The 25,086-nt window shown below is 34.6% G+C and carries 20 protein-coding genes, 1 tRNA gene and 3 pseudogenes; 12 read left to right on the forward strand and 12 right to left on the reverse strand.

Annotated elements, in window-relative coordinates; genetic code table 11:
• Nucleotides 1–48 precede the first annotated feature (48 nt).
• The 4 genes from AASI_RS05725 to AASI_RS08245 all read right to left on the reverse strand — a co-directional run bounded on the left by AASI_RS05725 (nucleotide 49) and on the right by AASI_RS08245 (nucleotide 3,147).
• Nucleotides 49–630, reverse strand: a complete 582-nt coding sequence (locus tag AASI_RS05725) for a hypothetical protein (protein ID WP_012473218.1) — start codon at nucleotides 628–630, stop codon at nucleotides 49–51.
• Between the two features lie 372 nt (nucleotides 631–1,002).
• The gene (locus AASI_RS09235; protein WP_262481530.1) at nucleotides 1,003–1,137 is read right to left on the reverse strand and encodes a hypothetical protein; all 135 of its coding nucleotides are present in this window, start codon (nucleotides 1,135–1,137) and stop codon (nucleotides 1,003–1,005) included.
• Nucleotides 1,121–1,947, reverse strand: a protein-coding gene (locus tag AASI_RS08240; protein WP_076611288.1) for an IS5-like element ISCaa3 family transposase whose coding sequence is annotated in 2 segments (ribosomal slippage) — nucleotides 1,121–1,560 and nucleotides 1,560–1,947 — 828 coding nt in all. Because the reading frame shifts where the segments join, the coding sequence is not laid out codon by codon here. The genes AASI_RS09235 and AASI_RS08240 overlap by 17 nt, the downstream gene beginning before the upstream one ends.
• Before the next feature lie 373 nt (nucleotides 1,948–2,320).
• Nucleotides 2,321–3,147 (reverse strand): IS5-like element ISCaa2 family transposase gene (locus AASI_RS08245; RefSeq protein WP_076611597.1). Its coding sequence is split into 2 segments (ribosomal slippage): nucleotides 2,321–2,760 and nucleotides 2,760–3,147, totalling 828 coding nucleotides; the frame shifts between segments, so codons are not numbered across the junction.
• 375 nt (nucleotides 3,148–3,522) lie between these two features.
• On the opposite strand from AASI_RS08245, the pseudogene AASI_RS08250 reads away from it, so the two are divergent.
• The 4 genes and pseudogenes from AASI_RS08250 (at nucleotide 3,523) to AASI_RS05770 (ending at nucleotide 6,127) form a co-directional block, all read left to right on the forward strand.
• Nucleotides 3,523–4,198, forward strand: a pseudogene (locus tag AASI_RS08250) (IS1 family transposase).
• 140 nt (nucleotides 4,199–4,338) lie between these two features.
• Nucleotides 4,339–5,175, forward strand: a complete 837-nt coding sequence (pgeF, locus tag AASI_RS05760) for a peptidoglycan editing factor PgeF (RefSeq protein WP_012473223.1) — start codon at nucleotides 4,339–4,341, stop codon at nucleotides 5,173–5,175.
• Nucleotides 5,176–5,242: 67 nt separating this feature from the next.
• Complete coding sequence (locus tag AASI_RS09355) at nucleotides 5,243–5,464, forward strand: hypothetical protein (protein WP_394330099.1); 222 nt, start codon at nucleotides 5,243–5,245, stop codon at nucleotides 5,462–5,464.
• A 153-nt stretch (nucleotides 5,465–5,617) separates the two neighbouring features.
• A complete protein-coding gene (locus tag AASI_RS05770; RefSeq protein WP_012473225.1) occupies nucleotides 5,618–6,127 on the forward strand; it encodes a CvpA family protein in 510 nt (169 codons plus the stop codon).
• A gap of 290 nt (nucleotides 6,128–6,417) precedes the next feature.
• Here AASI_RS05770 and AASI_RS08255 read toward each other — a convergent pair.
• A pseudogene (locus tag AASI_RS08255) lies at nucleotides 6,418–7,095 on the reverse strand (IS1 family transposase).
• 124 nt (nucleotides 7,096–7,219) lie between these two features.
• Here AASI_RS08255 and AASI_RS05785 point away from each other — a divergent pair.
• Nucleotides 7,220–8,056, forward strand: coding sequence for an NAD(P)/FAD-dependent oxidoreductase (locus AASI_RS05785; RefSeq protein WP_044282861.1), 837 nt, complete (start codon nucleotides 7,220–7,222; stop codon nucleotides 8,054–8,056).
• Here the strand turns inward: AASI_RS05785 and AASI_RS08260 are convergent.
• Nucleotides 8,019–8,845, reverse strand: a protein-coding gene (locus tag AASI_RS08260; protein WP_148204975.1) for an IS5-like element ISCaa3 family transposase whose coding sequence is annotated in 2 segments (ribosomal slippage) — nucleotides 8,019–8,458 and nucleotides 8,458–8,845 — 828 coding nt in all. Because the reading frame shifts where the segments join, the coding sequence is not laid out codon by codon here. The genes AASI_RS05785 and AASI_RS08260 overlap by 38 nt on opposite strands.
• A gap of 87 nt (nucleotides 8,846–8,932) precedes the next feature.
• Between AASI_RS08260 and AASI_RS09120 the strand changes: the two genes are divergently transcribed.
• The gene (locus AASI_RS09120; protein WP_052290810.1) at nucleotides 8,933–9,655 is read left to right on the forward strand and encodes a (2Fe-2S)-binding protein; all 723 of its coding nucleotides are present in this window, start codon (nucleotides 8,933–8,935) and stop codon (nucleotides 9,653–9,655) included.
• Nucleotides 9,656–9,725: 70 nt separating this feature from the next.
• On the opposite strand, the gene pcm is transcribed toward AASI_RS09120, so the two are convergent.
• Complete coding sequence (gene pcm / locus AASI_RS05805; RefSeq protein ID WP_012473228.1) at nucleotides 9,726–10,340, reverse strand: protein-L-isoaspartate O-methyltransferase; 615 nt, start codon at nucleotides 10,338–10,340, stop codon at nucleotides 9,726–9,728.
• Between the two features lie 319 nt (nucleotides 10,341–10,659).
• Nucleotides 10,660–11,103 carry an IS200/IS605-like element ISCaa10 family transposase gene (gene tnpA / locus AASI_RS05810; protein WP_044282811.1) on the reverse strand — a complete coding sequence of 148 codons (444 nt, stop codon included), beginning with the start codon at nucleotides 11,101–11,103 and terminating at the stop codon, nucleotides 10,660–10,662.
• Between the two features lie 170 nt (nucleotides 11,104–11,273).
• Here tnpA and AASI_RS05815 point away from each other — a divergent pair, with 170 nt between their 5' ends.
• Both AASI_RS05815 and AASI_RS05820 read left to right on the forward strand, forming a co-directional pair.
• The gene (locus AASI_RS05815; RefSeq protein WP_012473229.1) at nucleotides 11,274–11,675 is read left to right on the forward strand and encodes a KGG domain-containing protein; all 402 of its coding nucleotides are present in this window, start codon (nucleotides 11,274–11,276) and stop codon (nucleotides 11,673–11,675) included.
• Between the two features lie 351 nt (nucleotides 11,676–12,026).
• Entirely contained in the window at nucleotides 12,027–12,638 is a 612-nt protein-coding gene (locus tag AASI_RS05820; protein WP_012473230.1) for a LysE family translocator, read from the forward strand.
• A gap of 143 nt (nucleotides 12,639–12,781) precedes the next feature.
• On the opposite strand, the gene AASI_RS08265 is transcribed toward AASI_RS05820, so the two are convergent.
• From AASI_RS08265 to era, 3 genes and pseudogenes are all read right to left on the reverse strand, one after another.
• A protein-coding gene (locus tag AASI_RS08265) for an IS5-like element ISCaa3 family transposase (protein ID WP_148204975.1) occupies nucleotides 12,782–13,608 on the reverse strand; the annotation gives its coding sequence in 2 pieces (ribosomal slippage) (nucleotides 12,782–13,221 and nucleotides 13,221–13,608; 828 coding nt in all).
• Between the two features lie 584 nt (nucleotides 13,609–14,192).
• A pseudogene (locus AASI_RS05835) lies at nucleotides 14,193–15,024 on the reverse strand (IS982 family transposase).
• Between the two features lie 530 nt (nucleotides 15,025–15,554).
• Nucleotides 15,555–16,445, reverse strand: coding sequence for a GTPase Era (era, locus tag AASI_RS05845; RefSeq protein ID WP_012473232.1), 891 nt, complete (start codon nucleotides 16,443–16,445; stop codon nucleotides 15,555–15,557).
• A 134-nt stretch (nucleotides 16,446–16,579) separates the two neighbouring features.
• Here era and AASI_RS05850 point away from each other — a divergent pair.
• Nucleotides 16,580–16,651, forward strand: a tRNA-Met gene (locus AASI_RS05850).
• Nucleotides 16,652–16,762: 111 nt separating this feature from the next.
• Here AASI_RS05850 and AASI_RS05855 read toward each other — a convergent pair.
• Nucleotides 16,763–17,308: a DivIVA domain-containing protein gene (locus AASI_RS05855; protein ID WP_012473233.1), complete on the reverse strand. Its 546-nt coding sequence runs from the start codon at nucleotides 17,306–17,308 to the stop codon at nucleotides 16,763–16,765.
• A gap of 122 nt (nucleotides 17,309–17,430) precedes the next feature.
• Here AASI_RS05855 and AASI_RS05860 point away from each other — a divergent pair, with 122 nt between their 5' ends.
• From AASI_RS05860 to AASI_RS05865, 3 genes are all read left to right on the forward strand, one after another.
• Nucleotides 17,431–18,051 (forward strand): 4'-phosphopantetheinyl transferase family protein, encoded by a 621-nt coding sequence (locus AASI_RS05860; protein ID WP_012473234.1) that lies wholly within the window; start codon nucleotides 17,431–17,433, stop codon nucleotides 18,049–18,051.
• A 364-nt stretch (nucleotides 18,052–18,415) separates the two neighbouring features.
• Nucleotides 18,416–18,787 carry a hypothetical protein gene (locus AASI_RS08680; protein WP_148204976.1) on the forward strand — a complete coding sequence of 124 codons (372 nt, stop codon included), beginning with the start codon at nucleotides 18,416–18,418 and terminating at the stop codon, nucleotides 18,785–18,787.
• A complete protein-coding gene (locus AASI_RS05865; RefSeq protein WP_012473237.1) occupies nucleotides 18,696–25,064 on the forward strand; it encodes an ankyrin repeat domain-containing protein in 6,369 nt (2,122 codons plus the stop codon). The genes AASI_RS08680 and AASI_RS05865 overlap by 92 nt, the downstream gene beginning before the upstream one ends.
• Nucleotides 25,065–25,086: the final 22 nt, after the last annotated feature.

Here is a 25,086-nt window from a genome sequence, read left to right on the forward strand (position 1 = left end):
CTAGGCTGACACTTGTATTAATAGCTATTGTTATTAATATATAAAAGCTTATTGATGCTGCTGCATAGATTTGCCAACATTTTCTATGGCTTTGCCCAACCTATCATTAACTTGCTTAAACTTATCTTTAGCTGCTACTAGCTTGTCATGCACCTCTTTGCTGATCGTATTCTTTTTGTCTTTTAAATTTTCTTGAACACCTTCTTTCCACGTATTCAATTCAGCTTCTATCTCTTCGAGCTCTTTTACCACTGCTTCATATCTTTCTATAGTTTTTATTGCAGCTTCCTCAGATTTTATTCCCGCTTTATGCTTAAGCTCATCTTTTTTGTCTGCTATTTTTTCTTTTAGATCATGTGCTTTCTCTTTTATTGCTTGAGCCTGTTCTTTTACTTCTTTTTTGCCTTCTTCTTTTAGGCCCTTAGCATCTTCTTTAAGTTTATTTATCTGCTCCTTTAAATTACTTTTCATTTCCATAATCTTTACAAGTTTAGGTTCGACATCTTGTTGAAGTCTACGGACTTCTTCTACAGTGGCAAAATGCTTTCTTTTACTTAACTGAGAATTAACTATATAAACGGTAATTATTCCTATTATTACAATTAGGACAATTAAAACATTCTTATTCATAATTATTCTTCTTTTTAAATAGTTTACAAGAATTAATATATTGTATTATAGTAATCCTTATAAGCTCATACCCTATTAAAATTTGAAAAAAGTTATTTATATCTATTAAAAAATGAAGCTTTTTTCTAAATACCTACTGTTAGTTCGGCTTTCAAATATAAGTAACAAATTTACTTAACTCCAATTTTTGCCAAGTTTTTGTTTAATTTTTCACGAATTTATTACACTAACATTAGATTGATTATGAAACACCAAGTTGATCAACTTATTAGATTTTTAAGCTTGAAACCTAACTATTAAAAAAGAACAATTTATTTTTTTATGCTTTAAGAGCATATTTTTATATTTTATAATCTCTGCCTAAATATCTATTTATTCTTTCCTAATATTTTTGTGTAGCTCTATTGTTTTACCTACTCCGAGCTGGCGATCTACCATGAGTGTTTCAAGACTCGCTTGATTAATATGCTCAATAGAGTTCTTCCGAAACTTAACATAAAAGTTCATAGTTATAAATTCCAGCAATAAGATTAAAGCGTAGCCCAAATCTTTTTCTCCTATTTCTGTAACGCTCCGCTAAAATTTTAAACCGCTTGAGCATACCAATTATATGCTCGCTAAGCACCCTTTGGCTGGCTAATTGCTGATTACTCCTCTTATCGGCTTTGGTCAAAGAATGCTTTTTACTGCGTTTTTTAGGCATAAGCGATTTGTCATGTAGCCTCTTTAACCCTTGATAGCCTGTATCTACTATGGCTTGACTATGCTGGCTTATATGTACCTTAGATTCCTTAAACAAGCGAAAGTCATGCCGCTTTCCATTTGAAAAACTACTACATATTATGGCTCGCGTTTGCTTATCGACAACCAGTTGCGTCTTTAGTGTATGTCGTTTCTTTTTACCTGAGTAGTAATATCGCTGCTTTTTTTAGGCCGCTCAATGGGGCTCTCTGTAGCATCTATTAAGATTACTGCATATTCCATATCGCTTTTTAACAATGCTTTACGGCCTGGTAAAGTGAATTGACCACTTTTAATTAACGCCTCTTCAATAAAACGGATGGTATAATAGCAATTACTCTCACTTATTCCATAACTTTTTGAAATATGGAAGTATGTGCGGTATTCTCTTAAATATTCTAAAGTCATTAAAAACATTTGTTCACAACTCAGTTTATTAGGCCGCCCTACTTTAGCTTTCTTTGTTTGAATGGCTTTCTGTATGATAGCTAACATTTTGGCAAAGGTCTCAGCCTTTACGCCTGTTAAGCGACGGAATTCTTCTGGCTTTAAGGTTTTTAGATGACTGTTTTCCATTAATCTTTCTGTTTTTTTATCCCTAATTTATACATTTATGCTTATTCCTTAGGTTTCAGAAGATCTCTAATGAATTGTAAAAATATATTGATATCAGTTTCGTCGCTCAATCCAAAAAGAAGTTGCCTAAATCTGTATGGAAGACCGGGGATATTTTTCCCCTGTACTATTTTAGTTTATGGCTGGTAGAGAATACTGGGTTAGTGCAGTAGACAAGCAAAGCTCAATATTTAAGATGGGACAGGAAAAACCTTTTACGTTTAGCATGTATGGCAAACAGAATTAAAATTTGAATAGCACTAATGCTGATATAAATAAAAAGGTTTTCCAGAATAACAGAGCTGTAACAAAGACATTAGACCTCTTTCGAAACTTAAATTGAGAGTTCATAATTATGGATTGCGGCTATTAAATTAAACCTAAGGCCAAAGCGTTTTCTTCTATTACGATATCTATCAGAAAGGATTTTAAAGCGTTTAAGCATGGCGATAACATTTTCATTAAGTACCCTTTGGCTGGCTAATAGGGCATTGCTTCTTCTCTCCTGTTTAGTTAAAGGGTGCTTGCGAGTTCGCTTTTTAGGAAGTTTTGTTTTCGCATGTAGTTTGTTTAAACCCTGATAGCCTGTATCTGCTATTACTTCTATTTGTTGATTAATGCGAACTTTAGACTCTTTGAACAAGCGAAAGTCATGCCGTTTTCCATTTGTAAAACTGGTGCATATTACTATTTTGCTTTGCTTGTCGACAATAAGTTGACTTTTGAGTGTATGCCTTTTTCTTTTTCCAGAGTAAAAGTGTCTTTGCTTTTTTTAGGTCGCTCAATAGGGCTTTCTGTAGCATCTATTAGTATAACCTCATACCCACACTCACTTTTGCGTAGGGCTTTCCTACCAGGCAGAGCAAAGGCTGGATGCTTGATTAAAGTGTTTTCTATCCACTTTATTCCCTTGTATGCACTACTCTCACTAATGCCATAACTTTGTGCTATATGAAAATAAGTGCGGTATTCCCTTAGATATTCTAAAGCCATTAACAACTGGTCTTCCATACAAAGTTTATGCTTACGCCCACCGCGGGTCCTTTTCTGTATGTTAGCTTGGTTAAGTATAGCTATCATTTTGTCAAATGTAGGACGTTTAATACCTGTTAAACGACGGAATTTCTCTTCTTCTAACTCCTTTGTTTGCTCATATTTCATGCTTATTGCCTCTTTTTACACCCAATTTACTCATTTTTTGTAAATCCTAGTTTCGAAAGAAGTCTATTGATAAATGGACATATAGAAATACTTGAGATATTCAAAGAGACAAGAAGATATGAATCTATCACTTGGTAGAGAAATCATTAAACTAATATATGAACCTTCGAACCATAGGATAAAGACATTACTTAAAGAAGAGATGAAAGGCAACAGACTACTAGTACTTACTTATTTTTATAAAGGATAATACTGTGCAACTTCCCTATTTGAAGAAAAAAAGTTAAGAGCATACTTAATTTATCGAGGGCTAGTTAAAACATATTTTGTGGGTATTGTTAAATTGAGATATAAATAGTAAGTTAGATGAAAACTATGAATTGTCCTCGATGTAATAATGCTCACAGCTGTAAAGATGGAATTGTTAGAGGTAGACAGCGCTATCAGTGTAAAAGTTGCCGTTTCCGTTACACAGTTAGCCACAAATCAGATGTTAAACCTCTATCTACTAAGCGAAAAGCGTTGCAATTATATTTGGAAGGATTAGGATTTCGAGCTATAGGGCGTATACTCAACATAAGCTATGGAACAGTCTATCAATGGGTAAAAGCATGTGGAGATCAAGTAAGTTTACCAGAAAGACAAGATGAAGTAGAGATAGTCGAGATGGATGAAATACACACTTATGTGGGTTTAAAAAAGTCTACTGCTGGTTATGGATAGCTGTTGATAGGATGAGCAAGCGTTTTATATCTTATGTATGTGGAGATCGCTCGAGACAAACAGGACTAAAGCTATGGGAGCGCGTCAAGGATATAGGCAAGCTGTATTGTGGTGATTATCGGAAAAGCTACCAGCAGTTTATTCCAAAAGATAAACATAGACAAAGCAAATCAGAAACATATACAGTGGAAGGATATAATAGCTTAATTAGGCACTATTTAGCTAGATTTAAGCACAAAGGTAAATGTTATAGCAAGCAGGTACATATGAGAAATCACTTAATTTATTAATGGCTAAACTAAATAGTCAGCTTCTTATCTTAATTTAACAATACCTAATTAAGATATATGAAACAAATTTTTAATTGTAAGGTGGCTAAAAATCAACTATTAACAAGACAGTTATACAAATGATTTATTTAATAACCTATTTTGGTACAGCACGCAATAAAAACAATTTTAAATGTAAATGAAGCTATCCAATATCCATATTCAAAAGGCTACAAAAAAGAAAGAAACTATTTTTATGTATACTGCACCTAGTTTATCTAAGCAAGCTAAACTAGCACATGGCTTTTTTACTAGAATTGGTGGTGTTAGTACCTCGGTATATAGTTCATTAAATTGCCAAGCAAACTGTAACGATAATCCTGAGAATATAGTAACTAATCAGTCACTAGTATGTAGTGCTGTAGGCTTTAATTATAATGATTTGAGAATACTAGACCAAATCCATTCTGCTTCTGTAATTACCATTCATAATAAAGAGAAAACAACCTCTTGCTTACAAGCAGATGCACTGGTGACTAGCTTATCAGGAATCCTTTTAGGAATTAGAACTGCTGATTGTGTTCCTATCTTGTTTTTTGATAGTAAAAATAAAGTTATCGCAGCTGCACACGCAGGTTGGAAAGGAACAGTTGCGGGAGTTATAGAAAACACAATACTTGCAATGCAAAACTTAGGCGCTGAAGTACCAAATATACTTACCTCAATAGGACCATGCATCCAACAATCATTCTATGAGATAGATCAAGCTTTCTATGGTGGAATTGTAGAACAAAATAACTCATATGAGCGATTTTTTATCAGATCTAAACAAGCAGATCATTACATGTTTGATCTGCCTGGATACTGTGTGGAAAAGCTGCAGCAAGTTGGAGTAAAAACTATTGATAATTTAGAAATAGACACTTATTCAAATCCCAATATCTTATTTAGCTTTAGACGAGCGGCACATGAGAATAAAAATTCAAGTAAGCGGGCTGAATGTGGCAGACAACTTTCGGTAATTGGGATGTTATAAAAAGATATACTAATAGACTTAATAGAGGAGGTACGCACAAGACTTAGTTATACTTCAACTGGCTAGCTTGATGCTCAAATTAAAATGTAATACAGCTATTAACTTAGATGGTGGTGGTCCATCAAGTTTTTTATTTATAGAAGAAAAAATTGTTAATAGGGCTATAGGCGACAAAGATGAAGGCCTCAGACAATCTAATCTATGTTTAAGCCTATATCAGATGCTATTGTATTTAAACAATATTCTGCATCCAGCCTGCCTACCGCTTCTAGTAAGTAGCTTTCTTTAGATAAGCATAAAAATTATGCTTATCTAAAGAAAGACAGCAGATGTCTTATGTGTAAGTTATCTTTTAATTTAAATTTTTCGAAAAATTATTTTAAATATCAAAACTATTAGTAATTTAACGCTCTATAGTTAACAACCTTATTGAAGATCTATTTTGAAATTACTAGATATAATCTTACTACTCATATTAGCCTGGGGTGGTTATAGTGGATACAAGAGAGGCCTTATTGTAGAAGGTTTTTCTTTATTTTCCTTTTCTATAGCCAAAATACTTGGACTTAGGGCATTACATATATTCAAAGCATTCTCTAACAAAGTAGATGGGCACGTACCAACTGTAACGTCTTATATAGCTTTTGGTGTAGTCTTTGTCATCATTGTAGCCATTCTAATCATTCTAAGTAGATATTTTAGGGCTAAAGTAAATAAGACTGTATTAGGAAAAGTAGATAAAACAATGGGAGCCATATTGGGTATTGGTAAGTGGGCTTTTTATGCAAGCACTGCCTTATGGGTAGCCAATCTACTTCATATAGGATTGCCAGATAGTTATATAGCTAACAGTTTCTTGCTCCCTATTATTAAAGCAATTTCACCTTCTTTTATATCCTGGATAGCTAAATTGCTACCAGCTTTAAGAACACTAGTTGAAATTGTTAAATAAATTTTAGTAAAATAAATTTTGTATAGTTTTGAAAGTAAATAGCTACTTTAACATTATTAAACTTTACAAATAATGAATTTTCAGACTAAAGAAGTACGCGTTCACGTGTCTACTACCTTTAAAATGAGCCCAAAACGCATATTTATTTGGCAACTAGCTATAAAAAATATTATCGGTGGTTAGTATATGGTTGATTTTATAGTTGCTTCTTATTTTATTCTTAGCAGACAAGTGCTTTCTTATACTTAAAATAAGGTATTTCTAGTATTGGCAGACCCGTGAACGCATACCTAAAGAATAGATAAGATAAAAGATTTATACATCAATAAGTATAAAGATAACACAACTAACCTTTCTGATTTAGAGTAACACTTGATTCTTCTTCTAAACCTAGCCATATGATGCCTCACATTAGCATTATATGACTCTATATGCGTTGTTTGCTTGTGCGCATCTACAAACTGCTGATAGGCTGTCCAATGGTCTGTGGCATAAAATCGACAAACTATATATTTTATTTTGCTCCAAAGCTTTTTCCCTGTGCTTGCTTCTTGGCTCCCCGTAACAAAGTTAAGTATACTTCCCCGCATTCACTCCAGTGCAATCCAAACTCATACTTTCTTTTTTTGACCCTACATAATACCACACATCTCATCCATTTCTATTACTTCTACTGCTTGCCTTCCCTGAGCTTTATTTTGCACATGGTAATGCTGTATCCATTCTCCAGCTGCCCTTATCCATTTCAAAACTGCTACATTACTTACTCCTAGCACCCTACCTATTGCCCTAAATCCCATATTTTCTAAATATGAATGAATAGGCATTCTTTGTTTATCTATATTTTTTCCCCTACGCTCATCTACTTGGACAAAATTAAAGCCACAGCTTTTGCAGTTGTACCTTTGTTTACCCCGTACTTTACCATTATTGATGGTTTTATTTGATTTACATCGTCTACATTCCATGTGAGTTCTTTCTCTTTAATTTAATACCTATTCTTAAGTTAGCAAACCCCTTTTCTAACTTAGTAAGATGCAAACAAAATCATTAACTTATTCTCCTATTATATAAACCCATAACAGAGTTATTATGGAAAAACACACCTCAATCTGGCAAAAAACCAAGATTTCTACTCAAAACTACCCCCAATTAGATAAAGAAATCAAGACCGAAATTGCTATAGTTGGTGGAGGAATTACTGGCCTTACAGCTGCAACTGAGCTACTAGGTACGAATAAGAATATTTGCATTATAGAAGCAGGAAAAATAGGAGAAGGAACAACAGGGCATTCAACTGGAAATTTGTATATACCTATACAATCTCTGCTTTCCACGATTGCCTCAAAATTTAATAAGGAGACAGTAAAAACAATTATAGATTCTCGTTTATATAGCCTCAACTATATAGAAAGAATGATAAAAGAGCATGAAATAGATTGTAATTTCTTAAAACGGACTTTGTATATTTATACTAATGATTCAAAAAAAGTTAAAAAACTGCAAACCGAACTAGAGTTATTTAAGCAGAATGGACTAGATGTATCCATAGCTTATGAATTACCAATTCCTGTAAAATTTATATTTGCTATTAAAATAGAAAATCAAGCCAGGTTTAATCCTTCTACATACATAGATAAATTAGCACATAACCTTACACAGCATAATTGTAAAATTTTTGAAAAGAGCCCAGTTGTTAATATAAAAGAATCATATAATGCTTGCCGTATAGAAACTGAGAGTAGTGTAGTCATAGCCAACCAAGTTCTAGTTACTACTCATATTCCTAAAGGAATAAATAAACTGCAGTTTGTTAGCTTCCCATATAGAAGTTATGCCATAGCTTTCAATCTAAAAGATAAAAAATACTCCAATAGAGTTCTTCCGAAACTTAACATAAAAGTTCATAGTTATAAATTCCAGCAATAAGATTAAAGCGTAGCCCAAATCTTTTTCTCCTATTTCTGTAACGCTCCGCTAAAATTTTAAACCGCTTGAGCATACCAATTATATGCTCGCTAAGCACCCTTTGGCTGGCTAATTGCTGATTACTCCTCTTATCGGCTTTGGCCAAAGAATGCTTTTTACTGCGTTTTTTAGGCATAAGCGATTTGTCATGTAGCCTCTTTAACCCTTGATAGCCTGTATCTACTATGGCTTGACTATGCTGGCTTATATGTACCTTAGATTCCTTAAACAAGCGAAAGTCATGCCGCTTTCCATTTGAAAAACTACTACATATTATGGCTCGCGTTTGCTTATCGACAACCAGTTGCGTCTTTAGTGTATGTCGTTTCTTTTTACCTGAGTAGTAATATCGCTGCTTTTTTTAGGCCGCTCAATGGGGCTCTCTGTAGCATCTATTAAGATTACTGCATATTCCATATCGCTTTTTAGCAATGCTTTACGGCCTGGTAAAGTGAATTGACCACTTTTAATTAACGCCTCTTCAATAAAACGGATGGTATAATAGCAATTACTCTCACTTATTCCATAACTTTTTGAAATATGGAAGTATGTGCGGTATTCTCTTAAATATTCTAAAGTCATTAAAAACATTTGTTCACAACTCAGTTTATTAGGCCGCCCTACTTTAGCTTTCTTTGTTTGAATGGCTTTCTGTATGATAGCTAACATTTTGGCAAAGGTCTCAGCCTTTACGCCTGTTAAGCGACGGAATTCTTCTGGCTTTAAGGTTTTTAGATGACTGTTTTCCATTAATCTTTCTGTTTTTTTTATCCCTAATTTATACATTTATGCTTATTCCTTAGGTTTCAGAAGAACTCTAATGGAAATTTTTGGAATATGGATGCACCCTATTATGCTACTAGCACCCATAATATTTTTTCTAAAGATATAGATACAATTATAGTAGCTGGTAACAACCATAAAACAGGGCAACCATTGCTCAGAGAACATATAGACCACTTTATATCAACCGAGCAATATATAAAGCAACATTATGGTGTTGATACAATACAAGCTACTTGGTCTGCCCAACATTACAAGACAGCTGACAGCATACCTTATATAGGACCTGCTAATCGTAGTTCTAAAAGAATATACGTAGCTACAGGATATGCTACAGACGGCCTCATCTATGGGACCGTTGCCGGAATAATTTTAAGTGATTTAGTGATTGGGAAAGAGAATTCTTGGGCATCTGTTTATAACAGCAATCGTTTTACACCTATAGCTTCTTTTGGGAGCTTTGTAAAGGAAAACTTAAATACTTCTTTATACTATCTCCTAGGCTATGTACGAAGTATGTTTGAACGAAAGCTTGCTGCTATTAAACCTGGAGAAGGAAAAGTAATTAGTGCTAAGGGAAAAAAAGTTGCCGCTTATAGAAATAAGGATGGAACTTTTAAAATAGTATCAGCAGTTTGTACACATATGAGATGTATAGTAGCTTGGAATGGAGCAGAAAAAAGTTGGGATTGCCCATGTCATGGTAGTAGGTTTAGTGTTGATGGCAACATTATAGAGGGTCCAGCACTTGATCCCCTACATAAAATAACCCCTTAGCCCTTACTCAATACATAATTAGTGCAAGCAACAGCACAATGTACTTATGTACTTTTACATGCCAAGCAAGCTATTTCTGTAATGGCACAAATATAAAACCTGGATATTTATAAATAGTAGTTGCTGAATTATGTCTTTTTTCTACTTTCCAAATTGATGCATCTATTGGTATAATTAAATTACCCCCCTCTTTTAATTGCATTAGCAATTCTTTAGGCAGATCATCAGTACCAGCAGAAACCAATATCCGATCAAATGGTGCATTATCTGGTAGCCCTAATATTTCCCCAGATTGCTCTATACTGGCATTCGAAAACTTATATTTACTAAGATTATATTGCCCTAAAGCTACTAACTCAGGAACAATTTCAACCCCATATACTCGCCCCTTTCCCCCTACTATAGTAGCTAAAAGTGCTGTGGTCCAACCAGAGCCTGTTCCAACATCTAATACTATATCACCAGGCATTATGCCTAGTTTTTCTAGCATAAAGGCTACCGTAGTAGGCTGAGAAATAGTTGCATCATAGCCAATACTAAGTGCATAGTCCTCATAAGCATTATCTAGATTTTCTAAGCCAACAAAGTCTTTTCGGTCTATTACTGTAAAGGCATTAATGATTTCCTTTGACCTAAGGATACCCTTGTTTACCAAATACTTAACTAAGTGATTATTACTTTTCATATCTATTTACTTTACTAATATTTCCAAAATTTATGGCTAGTTACTCTACTAGTTATAGGTCCTATAAGGAAGCAATTTTTTAGATGTTTACAATGGAATGAGTAGTACAAATATTCCTAATTTGCTAGCACTTACTAAAACACCGAACTTATAAAAATGTATTTAATAATGATTGATTATGAGAAGTTTAAGCAAAAAAAGTATATTTTAACTTAAGGACATTAGCCAATTAAGTAATTTTTCAGGTAGCATATAAGCTCGAAATTATAGAAAAGATTAACATTTTTAATAAATAACCCCGCCGCAAGCAGCGGGGTATTCAAAACAACCTTAGCTGCCTACTCTCGTATAACATCTCATACGTATTACCTTGATTTTGCACATAACGCGCTATCATCTTCTCATCTCCATGCTTACCTACAGTAGTTGCAAAATATCCATCACTCCAAAACTCCCCACCCCATAATTGCTTCTTTACTTGCCGACACAGCTTGAATATTTCCCTTGCCGTAAGACTTTTGATTAGCGTTACGAGTTTGGTTATGCTATATGTTGGAACGCTCTGTACCAGCATATATACATGGTCTTTATCGGTTCCTATTTCTAAAAACTTAATTTGATAACGCTCTTCAATCTTAATACAAATTTCTTTCAAGGCTTCATCTACTTCCTTATCAAAAACTACACGCCTATATTTTGCTGGTAAGACCAAATGATACAACAACACTGTTACATTATGACTCTTATGGATATATTTACTCACATATGCAATTTACGCCGCAAGCGGCGGGGAATTCAACCCTAAGAGATTAAAAACCAAACAATTTCAAATATTACTAATTATTATTTGACTAGCTGATTGTTTGTTCAAAAATAATTTGTAACTTAGGTATGACAAGTTAATATTATTAACCATCTAGCAAGGAAAAAAATATGGAAAACAAACATAATAATAACCAAGGAAATGGTAATAGTAACAATACCCAAAACCGTGGATTTGCTTCAATGCCCCATGAAAAAGTACAAGAAATAGCTAGCAAAGGTGGGCATGCATCAGCTGAAAAAGCAGGGCATGAAGGTATGGCTGAGAGAGGGCGTGCTGGTGGACATGCTTCGGCTGAAAGAGCAGGACATGAGGGTATGGCAGAAAGAGGTCGCGCTGGTGGTCATGCTTCACATGGTGCACACGGAAAAGCAGAAAATGAGGATAGAGAAGACAGAGAAAATGCTGGAGGAGACAATAGCAACAAGCGTGGATTTGCTTCAATGCCCCATGAGAAAGTACAAGAAATAGCTAGCAAAGGTGGGCATAGCTCAGGAGGAGGAAAAAAGTAGCAATGGAGAGGACGAAAGTTAATTCTTCCTCTTTATTACTTTAAATAAAAAAGGGTATGCTAATTTAAGCATACCCTTTTTTGCTAACTTTATAAGTCAGTTATACTTCCATTTTCTTACCTTATTCCCGCCTTTATCCCTGCCTAATTAAACATAAAATAAAAGCCTTAGTTTAGCCTCTTACTTATTCTCCTTTGAGCAACTATATAAAGAGCTAATTTTTATAGGGAAATACTTTACTACTTTATACTTAACAAGCTAATTATTTCATTAGCTTCGTATATCCAGAAACTAATACAAAAACTTATATCCAGCTTTAGTAACTTAAAGCTATGTTTAACAAATTAAAATATGTTAGAATTAGGAATATCTTACTTAATTGCTGCTATGATACCAGGTCCCTCTATGGCATTAGTTATTAGAAATGGTATCCTACATTCTAGATTAGCTAGTCTACAAGCTGCTTTTGGAATAGTCGTAGGAACTGCCTTACAATCAGGCATTATATTAATAGGTCTCAACTTTATAAGTGATTATCCTATGGTTATAAGAGGCATGAAAATGGTATGTGCTTGTTACTTAATATACCTAGGATTAAAGAGTATATTTTCATCAAAAATAGAAACCAAAACCTCTTTAATACCAGTCTCAGATTCTAATCAAGCAAATAAGAAAAAACAGAATTATTTTACAGAAGGGCTTTTAGTAGAAATTTTAAATCCATTAGCTTTTACCTTTTTTATAAGTATTTTAGCTATTAATTATAATCCTCAACAAACTTCATCTATTAAGATTATGTATTGGCTTGAACTGATATTACTGGCATTCTTATGGTTTATTATGCTATCTTTCGTATCATCTTCTAAAGCTATTACTACCTATACTAAGAAATACAATAGAATACTAGATGTAGTTGCTGGAATACTTTTTATATTTTTCGGCATACAACAGTTTTTTAGTTAGTTTATAAAAACTATGAGCTAACTCAAGAAACAACTACATAAGGTTTATGCTTATTCAATCATCCCAAAAGTAAAAATCAGTCTTTGTAACTAACTTTCTAAGCAACAATAAATTCTGTTTATACAATAGAGTTCTTCCGAAACTTAACATAAAAGTTCATAGTTATAAATTCCAGCAATAAGATTAAAGCGTAGCCCAAATCTTTTTCTCCTATTTCTGTAACGCTCCGCTAAAATTTTAAACCGCTTGAGCATACCAATTATATGCTCGCTAAGCACCCTTTGGCTGGCTAATTGCTGATTACTCCTCTTATCGGCTTTGGCCAAAGAATGCTTTTTACTGCGTTTTTTAGGCATAAGCGATTTGTCATGTAGCCTCTTTAACCCTTGATAGCCTGTATCTACTATGGCTTGACTATGCTGGCTTATATGTACCTTAGATTCCTTAAACAAGCGAAAGTCATGCCGCTTTCCATTTGAAAAACTACTACATATTATGGCTCGCGTTTGCTTATCGACAACCAGTTGCGTCTTTAGTGTATGTCGTTTCTTTTTACCTGAGTAGTAATATCGCTGCTTTTTTTAGGCCGCTCAATGGGGCTCTCTGTAGCATCTATTAAGATTACTGCATATTCCATATCGCTTTTTAGCAATGCTTTACGGCCTGGTAAAGTGAATTGACCACTTTTAATTAACGCCTCTTCAATAAAACGGATGGTATAATAGCAATTACTCTCACTTATTCCATAACTTTTTGAAATATGGAAGTATGTGCGGTATTCTCTTAAATATTCTAAAGTCATTAAAAACATTTGTTCACAACTCAGTTTATTAGGCCGCCCTACTTTAGCTTTCTTTGTTTGAATGGCTTTCTGTATGATAGCTAACATTTTGGCAAAGGTCTCAGCCTTTACGCCTGTTAAGCGACGGAATTCTTCTGGCTTTAAGGTTTTTAGATGACTGTTTTCCATTAATCTTTCTGTTTTTTTATCCCTAATTTATACATTTATGCTTATTCCTTAGGTTTCAGAAGATCTCTAATACTAACTATACTTAAGATTCTAGTTTACAGATTAATTTTATTATGCTTTTGTTAAAGTTGTCATACAATTATAAAATAGAACTATAAGGGAAAGGCAATTCTAATTTATACATTCACTTTTATATTACAATAAGGTTTACTTTGTTCTATTTTCTATAAGTAGTAGACAATGCCTTTATGTATTGAATCTTGATCTGATATTTAAAGCAAATATTATAATTACAATATCAGTTAATTAAAGGAGACTGAGATACTCACATATATTGCCACACAATAATTAAAATATGTTACTATCGTAAATGAAATGTATAAATATTAGTGTTTTTTTAAAGAAATCAAAGCAAATAAGTTTGTAAGATTAATAGAGATAGTAAGTACAAAGTACTATAAATCTAGTTTTCTGTTTACTATACTATTAGAAACTTAAGCACAAATAGACTATTAAATAGATTATCTTGTTTAGCTAGATAGGATTATTCTATACCTGCAGCATTTACTATATAAACTAAGTTGCTAGTTGAAAAAAGCTTTGTTAATTTGAAAAGCTAACAAAAACAAAAGTATCTTTGACCAGAAAGCCTTGGAAGGTAACAGCATGAATCTTCCTTAAGAAAAGGCCTTTAATACCACTAATGCTAGTCTCTATCACTTTTCGAATGTGCTCTTTGAGATAAGCCAGAAAAGGTGTGCCCTGTCGATGAACATTGGCTTTACGCTGAGAATAAAGCTCAATCCTCTCATCAGCCAACATATCTTCTAGATGGTAGTTGGCATAAGCCGAGTCAGCATAGAGTGCACTACCAGCTGGCAAACAGAAAGGTGATTGATCCAGCACTTTAACATCTGCTTGGCTGCCAGCCACAATTGAGAATTCAACTGGAATGTCATTACTAGTTGTAACAAGTTGCACTTTAATGCCATAAAAGTAACGGTGCATAGAGGCTTTGTAGCCTCTATAAGCCTCACCTTACAATAATTTACATCGGCTGATATGTATGTTATCGCACACAGCTGTAGCTACGGGAAAGGAATCCAACACAAAGTCCTTACAAGTGATTACTTGCTTGATGAGATAGCCTATTGCTAAAAAGAGGGTCGTTATATCTTCTCCTATAGCATACAGACGGCGATTGTACCTACTTTTATCGAGCATGTTAGTGATAAGCTTAGTGGAATGCATAAACGATCGAGCTTTGTCAAGATGTCCGTCAAAATATAAAGCTGAGACGATAGCTATTATCAGAACCGCTGCAGCTGATAATTTCCTTTTTTTATCTTCTTGGTAATGCAAACACTTGAGTAAGCCGTCAATAAATGAGTATATTACTATTGATTGATCAATCATAATGGACTCCGGTTTATTGGTTTGTATAAAAATAAGATCAAAGGTTCTTTATTTTTTTTACCTACTATTAACTAGCAACTTAGGTTATATAAATAAAAGAAAGCCTTTACCTATCTTCTCTAGAGCATATAGAAAGCGTATAGAGATAAGTATTTACCAAATAGAAAGCTTATTCTTAAGAAAGCTACATGCTGCAACCTTTGTTAATTTCTTTATTAAAGCAGTCCTATTTATTTTCATTTCTTAATTAAATGCAGCTTATCTTAACTAGCAACTCAGGTTGATCAATATACAAGAATAATTCTGGTCCAGAACTCTTAGCAAGCATCCAACCATTACTAAATTTTTACCTCTAACGCTAAAAAGATAAAGAAAGCTGCATAACAGGTTTGAAAAAAATTGTTATTTTTCTTAATATAAATAGCTAAATCTACTTTTTAACCCTACCTGTTAATAAAAGAGTATAGCTCTATCATTAACAGGAAAAATCACATAAAAGAAACAATAAGTTGAACTTTGTTCCATACTTATTAACTTTCATAACCGAACCGCTGCAGCAACTTATTTTGACTACGCCACCCCGGCAAAACTTTTACATGTTGTTGCAAAAACACTTGTTTTTCTAAGAATTTTTCTAATGCCTGGCGCGCAGCTATACCTACTTGCTTAAGTGATTCTCCTTGTTTACCAATTAGAATGCCTTTTTGGCTCTTCTTTTCTACATAAATCATAGCACTAATACGTATAAGTGAAGCCTCTTCTTTAAATTCTTCTATCACTACTTCTACAGCATAAGGTATTTCTTGTTGATACTTATATAATATCTGTTCTCGTATAATCTCTGCTACAAAAAAACGTTCAGGCCTATCGGTGAGCATATCCTTAGGATAAAATGGCGGATGTGCGGGCAGATAAACTAGGATATGCTTTAAAAGTTGCTCTATTTGAAATCCCTGCAAAGCAGCTATAGGAATGATTTGCGCTACATTCACTTTTTGCTTCCAGTACTCTACCAGACTCTCCAACGCTTCTTGGCCTGCTATTAAATCTATTTTATTAATTAAAAGTAAAACAGGTATACGTCCTTGTGCTAAAACCTTTTCAACAATAGGAGGCACCTCTTTTTCTTTAATATCTACTAACCACAACAAGACATCCGTATCTACCAGAGCATGCTGCAACATATGCATCATAGACTCTTGGAGCTCATAAGCAGGCTTAAGTATACCAGGCGTATCTGTAAAAATAATTTGAAAGTCAGTGTCGCTTACGATACCACAAATACTGTGGCGAGTTGTCTGTGCTTTTGGTGTAATGATGGAAAGACGTTCACCTACTAACCTATTCATTAGGGTAGATTTACCTACATTCGGCTTGCCGATAATGGTTACAAATCCTGCTTGGTGAGGTGATGTATGCATATAATGATAAAAAATAAGAGAAAGATAGTGTATATTTCAACAAATGTATATATATTTGTTGAACTTCATAACAAAATATCACTTGTTTATATGCAGTTGTTTAATCGACTAGTGATATTTCAAAGGCATTATATCGCGGGGTGGAGCAGTGGTAGCTCGTCGGGCTCATAACCCGAAGGTCACAGGTTCGAATCCTGTCCCCGCTACTAACCTTTGGAAGGTTGGTAATTTATAGAATTAATGCTTGCCTCTTTTTGAAATGTATCCTCCAATATTTTTACAAGTCGCCTTATACTAACCTTTTCAATTTCTTATTTTTAAACATCCATACTCTGCTTAACATTTTTTGCTTGTCCGCATTTCAATAAAATATCTTCTGCGAGCTGCTGAAGCTGTTGAAATAAATTAGCTTTATACTGCAATGTATCGCAAGTAACACGCTGCATTTCTGCAACCTCCTTTTCTAACCTAGTTTTTGTATATTCTATTTCGGCCTTACTTCTGACTTCCATAACTTGCACTTTCTTTTGAGCTTCGTGCAACAATTTTTCTGCATCAATATGGGCTTTTTGTACAATTAATTCAGCCTCTTGCTTAGCCTGTGTAACTATATGGTTGGCAGTATACTCAGCATCTTTAATTGTTCTTAATAGAGCACTTTCAAGGTCTTCTAAGCGCTTTATTTCCTTTTTACATTGTTCTAATTCTACTTTTGTAACTTTATACTGCGTAGTTACCTGTTCCCAACTCTGTGCTAAAGCATGTAAAAAAGCATCTACCTCTTCTATATAATATCCCCTCATTTTCCTTTCAAAATTTTTTTGTCTAATCTCAGCAGGCGTTATTTGCATAGGTAATTGCAATTATAAGTTGTATGTATTTTATACTGCTATCAGTAACTGTACAACATATAATTTAACAATATTCTCAAGTATTTACCAGTCTATCGTGTAATTTTACTTACATATAAAGCTTTATCTTATTAATGCCAATTTACCAACTAAATTACACAACTAACCAATATGGCTACCTGGTATGGTATATAGAAGAATCAGAAGAAGAATTACTTAGAGAACTTAGGCTAAACGTAGAAGAACAAGCAACATACAGTAATTTCTTACACCCTAAAAGACGATTGGAATGGTTAGCAAGCAGGTTAGCATATCAGAAATTGTGTACCCATATACAACTCCCTTGTCTGACTATTTACAAGAGCCACAACGGACGTCCTTACCTTACAGATGATAAAATTCATATAAGCCTTTCTCATTGCTTCCCTTTTGCTGTAGCAGCTATCAACCAACAGGCACCGATCGGTATTGATATACAAATACCCAGCCATAAGTTACAGATTACACAAGAAAAGTATCTAACTAAGTTAGAGATAGAAGATAGCTACCAAGATTTAGAAAAACTATGTATTTGCTGGTGTACTAAAGAGGCTATCTACAAAGCATATGGACACAAAGCATTATCTTTTCAGTCAATAAACCTAGCACCTTTTAGGAAAGAAAAGCAGGGCACAATACATGCTCAAGTCTTAGATAAACATGATTACATAGTTCATTATTATATAGATCCTAATTATATTTTAGCTTGGTGTTAAAGCGTTAGCATACATACAAAATAGAACATATAAATAACAGAGCCTAAAAAGCCATCAGTATGTAATACAAAAATAAGAATAGCCGACTCCCTAACATTATATTTAAAATCGCAGTATACCTTCTTGGCTACTGCTCTTGTCACACTGTTAGTGTACTACTAACAACTATATTAAAGCATAAACAAATTTCTATTCAATATTGTCTTTTGATTTAAAATATTTGCACTAAATTGCAGAGGTTTCGTAACACGCAGAAATAAATTCAATAAAAAACAATCAATAAAGCTTCAATCAAGCAGATCTAGAAAAAAATATAAACATTCTTTTTTACTAGCTATCATTTCAATAAAAATCTATTATTCTTATGCAACGTACTTATCGTAAAAGCCAACGCCTGATTGCGCATATCCTACTGCTTAGTTCATTTTTACAAAGCTGTCTGAATCCTCCACTAATGCCAATAGCCTCTAAGGAAGAAACTATAAGCACGTCTGGAAATACGAAGGCCTCACAAAAAACCAATATTAATAAAAAAGGCAGCTCCAATGTAAACCAAGTTGTTGCCCGCCCCTTACTACCCAAGCAGCCTATCATCGCTACTGAATTGCCCCCTGTAGATATTGATAGTAAGGACAAATTGAAAAGTGTTTCGAACGAGCTGCTTACGATACGTTTATCAACCCAACTTACTCCTGTTACTAGTAGTAGCACCCCTACCTACCCTAGCCGCACTTAAACAAAAAAGAGTTTCAAGAAAGCAACTATCTATACCAACCAAAGCCCATCCGCAGGCTAGCCAGCACCATCAGGCACCCGTTAAGCAGAAACATAAAAAAGATATAGCATTACCGGCCGACCAGCATATAGCTAAGAAAAAGAGAGAGGATATTGAAAAGCATAAGAAAGAACAACATACGCATAAGACCTCATCTATAAAATCTGATACAACAGCTGAACAAGAGCCTAAAAAAGCAGAGGATATAGATGGCCAGATTATTGAAAAAGCGTTTATAGCAGAAGGCGATTATCAGGTTACTTTTACTAAAGTAGAGAATCAGTGGATAGCTCGTATACAATCTCCTAGCTGGAGTTATTATACTGTAAGCCATCAAGTACCAGTATATCTAGCTCTTAACATGAAACTAGCGCACCTTTTAAAAATGGATGAGCGCTCGCAAAAACGGCATATTCATATACTTTTTCAAAGAGATACTAAAAACAATCGAAAAGTACTTAAAGGTGTGTATATCGGCATCATGGGACTAAATGGTGGGGGTAACTTTCCTTTACACGAAGCTGTTAATCAGGGAGATTTACAATGTATTAAGCAGCTAATAAACGCTAGTATACGAGATATCAAAGATGACACTGGCAATACAGCCGTACATATTTTAATTAATTCTTATAAACCAAAAATAGCAGAACAGCAGTTAAAAATACTTCACTTTATAACAATGTTTGGCCCAAGACCAAACATGCAAGATAATGATGGTAATACACCTTTGCACTTAGCAGTAAAAAAAGGACATATAGAAATTGTAAAGAAGTTGTTAGAAAGGTCTGCGGATATATACATACAGAATAACGATGGTAATACCCCTTTGCATTTAGCAGTTATACAAAATGAAATAGAAATAACTAGGTTGTTATTAGCGTCTCTAGATGATATAGCTTTTAATACCAAGAATAATTTGGGAAAAACACTCATGCATTATGCAGCGGCAGCGGGACATGTAGAGATTGTAAAAATATTACTAGCGCAAAGAGAAAAAAAGAAAGAAAAGCTAGGACTTAAGGTTCTATGGAGGCATGAAGAAATTTCAATTCAAATTCAAGATGAACAAGGTTATACCCCTTTGCATGGGGCAGCTGAAAATGGACATTCAGAAATTATTTCACTACTACTGCAAGCAGAAGCAGATCCTTACATTAAAGATAAAAGCGGTATAACTGCACTACATAAAGTATTTAATACTGGACAGACTAAAGCAATACAGGCCATATTAAAGCAAGCAAATCTGTTTCCTTTACGCTGGGCTGTTGAAAATGGAGATACCAACTTAGTAAAACAACTAATTGCTGCAGGAAGCTCAATTAACAGCTTAGAACGTTATGATAAACATGCTTTGTATATAGCCTTTGAAAAAGGTTACGATGAAATAGCAAAACAGTTATTAGAAGCAGGTGCAAATATAAACAGTCAAATTATTTTTCGTAATTCCGAACAGGAGCTAGAGTTGATCCCTCTATTGGGCTTGTCGATTGCCAGAGGTAATAGTAAAGTGGCAAATCAGTTATTAAAAGCAGGCGCAGATATCAATTATCGTGACAATGAAGGGAGAACCTGTTTACACTTAGCAGTAAAAAACAATCAACTGGAAATATTCCAAGCTTTGTTAGATGCTGGCGCCAACGTAAATGCAAAAGACAACTTTGGTAATTCACCATTACATATAGCGGCAAATAATAGCCACTGGTATTTTGTTACATTGCTGTTAGAAGCTAGGGCCAACCTACAAGCTACTGATGATAATGGATATACGGCTCTAGATAATGCTATGGCAAAAGGCAGATTACAATTGGTTGAAGTACTCTCTGCTGCTAATATACATAAGTTTTATGCTAGTTGTTGTGCAGCAAGAGCCCGTAAGCAACTTACATTCCCTCAACGAGCAGATAGCGAAAAGGAGAATATATCAACTGCTAGAATTCAAAAATTTTTAGATGACTATACAGCCAGCTTACTTTCAGCAGATAAAGAAAAATTTAATGCCGACATTACACCCATTTTACATAAACAGCTGGGGCAGGCTGCTTCTAATCTACAAGAGCAAGTAATCCACTACTTCCAACAAGGAGGCGATTTCCACTTGCAAGTATTACAGAAACATAATGTACAGGACTGGGTAAAAGAATCATTAATCTTAGATATAATCCAAGCTACTAGTGACCAAGCTAATACAATAGCTATTTATCAATTGAGGACAAGTATTGTAAAGTTACTTCAAAACTATTCAGATATTGATGCAAATAATTTACTTTACATACTTCAAGAAATTCAAGCTACTCACCAGTTAGAGCTATCACAACTTTGTGAGGTTATTACCTATTTATCAGCATCAAATCCAAGCCAAGCAGTAGAGTGTTTAACAACGCCTCATGAGAATTGGATTATTGCTTTACAATTTAGTTGGCTAAATGAAAAGATAAAATCTCTAAAGCATTTTTTACCCAAGCAACGTAGAAAGTTAACACATACTTTAAACCAATTACTCTGGCAGTCTGAAGTTACAGCTACTTTTTTAAATGGCCTGCAAGCTGAAAAGAGTTGGAGAAGAATTAAGCAATTTTTCTCTTTTATAACGCTTAATACTGTACCAGAAGATATTCTAATATCAATCTTCAATCTACCGCCTTTGAAGGAAGGGGCTAGTATGGTAGAAAGTTGGCAATATTATATCATCTCTAAGTGTATTAAATCGTTATTAAAAAAAATATTTCCTGCTCCTATCCCTGTTATTGAAAGTCAAATAGATATACTTCTATTAGATAAACTATGGCTGCTTGATGTTATGTTCCATCCTTTAAAAGAACTATCGAGAAGGCAGACTAACTATACAGAAATAGATGATCACCGCTTCAGCCAGGTTTTAGATTTGCTTATAGAATATAATCTTGGAGAAGACAAAGCGTCTGTCTATGGTGAAGTTTTAGAAGTCATTACTGATAAACCCTCTCAAGATTGGGAAAAAGAAGCACATAAGTTTATTACAAAAGCAGCTTTTAAACAATCACATGAGCGAAGCATAGACGAAATACTTAGTTACATCACTGAGAAGTCACCTTATGCTAGCTTTGCCAAACAGAAAGATCACTTAGAAACTGCTTACAAAGGTGTCAAAAATGCTTATAAGGAGAGTTCTAATCTCCTACTCACCCATAAAAAGACCATTAATAAATGGAACCAAGAAGAAATTCTGGAATGGGCCAACCATATTAAATATACTAATTCAATCGATTTTTCGCTTCCAGAAACTCAACATGAACTAATAGCTGTTATAAAAAGAGCTGTAGAGCTTTGCTATGGCTATCCTCCAAGAAATACTCAGCTGTTAACAGCCCTAATTATGCTTAACCCTGCGGAAGGGAAAGGAAGACTGGCCCAAGTCAATACTGGCGAAGGCAAGTCGCTCATTGTGGCCATACTAGCAGCTATTCATGGACTACAATGTAAAAAAGTAGATATCGTTACTACTTCTACCGAGCTCTCCGTTCGGGAGGCAGCTAAACAAGAAAATTTTTTCTCTATGCTAGGACTTACCGTAGGAGAAAATAGTAATGATGAGCTAAACTATGGTATATATGGGCGCGATATCGTATATGGGACAGCTGCTAATTTCCAAAGAGATATTTTGCTTACCGAATTTTCAGGTAAAGATAATAGAGGCCGGCGTGGATTTGGAGTCGTGATTGTAGATAAAGTAGATAGTATGCTCTTTGACAGTAGAAATTACAACCTACACATTTCTAGCCAAATGCCTGCTATGCACCACCTAGAAGTTGTTTTAGGCGCCTTATTTAGCTTTGTAAATTTATTGCTACGCCATCTGGTAGAAAAAGATGGAAAAACCTACTATATCGCCGAGGATTTTGAAGTTAAAGGTGACCAACTAATCGTATACTCAGGTTCAGATAAGCCTGTGCAGCTAGAAGACAAGGAGGTTGAAGATAAAGAGAGTTTTATTGTACAAAACACTGAGAATTGGCTACGTACCGTTTTACGCAATCCTGCTGACACAGGTAATGGAGAAGAAACAGAATGGCAGGACTATAATAAGTGGTGCGCAAAGCTGGTTATGTTCAAATACAAACTAGGAAGAGAGCAAAAAGAAGAAAAGAAAAAACAACTAGAAGAACGAATTAAAACGCTGGAACAACAGATAGAGAATGCCCCTTGGAAAAAGCGTGAAGAAGTCATTGATATACCTAAACATTTACGCGGCTTTGTACTTAAACAGATACCTCACTGGACACGTAGTGCATTGCTAGCCATCTGCTTCTACAAAAAAGAGCTTCATTACGATATCAAAGATGGAGAAATTGTACCTATCGATTATGACAATACAGGTGTATTGCAAGAGAGTATGGTATGGAACGATGGTTTAGCACAAATGCTACAAATTAAAGAGGGCCTTAAAGTAAAACCAGAAAGTATTTCTACCAATTACATATCTACACCTGGATTTTTTAAAAGATATGGACATTCTATTTATGGGCTTACAGGTACACTAGGCAATCAACCTACTCACGACTTCTTATCTGAAGTATATAGCACAGGCTTAGTTATTATACCACCCTATAAGCACATTCAAATAGCTAATAATGAGCATTCTCAATATCTGTGTAAAGAGCTACCAGCTATTATTGTACCTACCCACCAAGCTTGGCGAGAAGCTATTAGCAAAACTGTGCTCAGCAAAGTTAGGAACAAACGCGCTGTATTAGTTATCTGTAAATACATAGACCAGGCCAAGCGCTTAGCAAAATACTTGCGCCAGCATCATAATGCAGATAAAATATTTACTTATACCGGCCAGGAAAAGTTTACAAAAGAGCATATAGATAGTGGCGAAGTTATTATAGCCACCAACATAGCAGGGCGTGGTACCGACCTTACTACCACCTCCACAGTAGAAGAGCATGGAGGTATGCATGTATGTATCACCTTTTTACCAGACACCTATCGGATAGAATTACAAAACGCAGGCAGGACAGCTCGGCAAGGTAAAAAAGGAACTGCCCAGTTAATTATACAAAATGCTGATATCAATGACATTAAATTACTGAGGACCATACGCGACTGGCAAGAGCGTAATGCCATAAACCGTGCCAAACAAGATGTGGAGGAAATGGATTTCCAAGATCGCTTATTTGATAGTTTTTGTGCGTTAGAAAGTAAACTTCTACCCAATGTAGATGATGCAAAAAAGTTACAGCAATATCAGATTATAGAAGAAGCATGGGAAAAGACTGAAAAAGATTTCTTGTCGCCACCCAGCATTGCTAAAGCCTACCAAGCGCAACTCAACGCTAGGGTGCAAGCTGACTTAGACCATCTGATTAACAAATTAGAAGAAGATATTAGCAAAACACCTGAAACACAATGGGGACAATTAGAGTTTTCCCTAACGCTTAATAATGGCAAGAAATTAAAGATTACTGATATAAAGACACGTGCAGATATACAACAACTAAAAGAAAACCTAGCACAGTTTATCCGTAAAGACTTAAGCAGCACGCTATTTAAGGAGGATGATTTTACACAGCAACATACAGAAACCATACGTAATAATTTTTATCAAGCTTTTAAAAGTTCTATGGCTGCTGACGTAATAGAAGCTTTGCGTGAAGGCAAACCTTTTATTCCAGAAAATGGTGAGCTAGCTGCAAAATATAAATGGGGAGAACAAGAAAAAAGAGCAATACAAGAGCGCTGGGGAATTTGGCTACACCACGCTTTAAAAGGCAAACGATCTGACAAAAAAGGTATACAAGATCAGTTTACCGCTTTATCAAAAGAAATTAAAGATCATGGTAAAGAGGATAAGCTTATTCAGAACCCTTATTTTTATGTACTAAAAGGGAATGAGCTGTTAGCTCAAGATCGAAAATACTTGGCTATAGAAGCCTATGATAAAGCCATATACCTAGATCATCTGTATAGCGTTAATGCACGTTATAACAAAGCCTGGGCGCTACTCAAAGAGGAAGGAGATAGTAGGCAAAATATAAGAATTGCCCGAAAAACACTTCAGCAAGCAAAGATACTATTAGCTAGCAAGCATCAAAGTGATTTAATTCTTTTTCATTCATTAGTAAGTGGAGCTATAGGTGCTAAACCTACCTTTCTCCAGCACATGCAATATCAAATAAATATCTTAGCCGAACAACAAAATATATTGATGCGGCTTTACATCAGCTCTATATTGCTAAAGAGAAAGAGTGGAATATAGAAATAAAAGAAGTAAAAACTTT

Source organism: Candidatus Amoebophilus asiaticus 5a2, from assembly GCF_000020565.1.
GTDB lineage: Bacteria > Bacteroidota > Bacteroidia > Cytophagales > Amoebophilaceae > Amoebophilus > Amoebophilus asiaticus.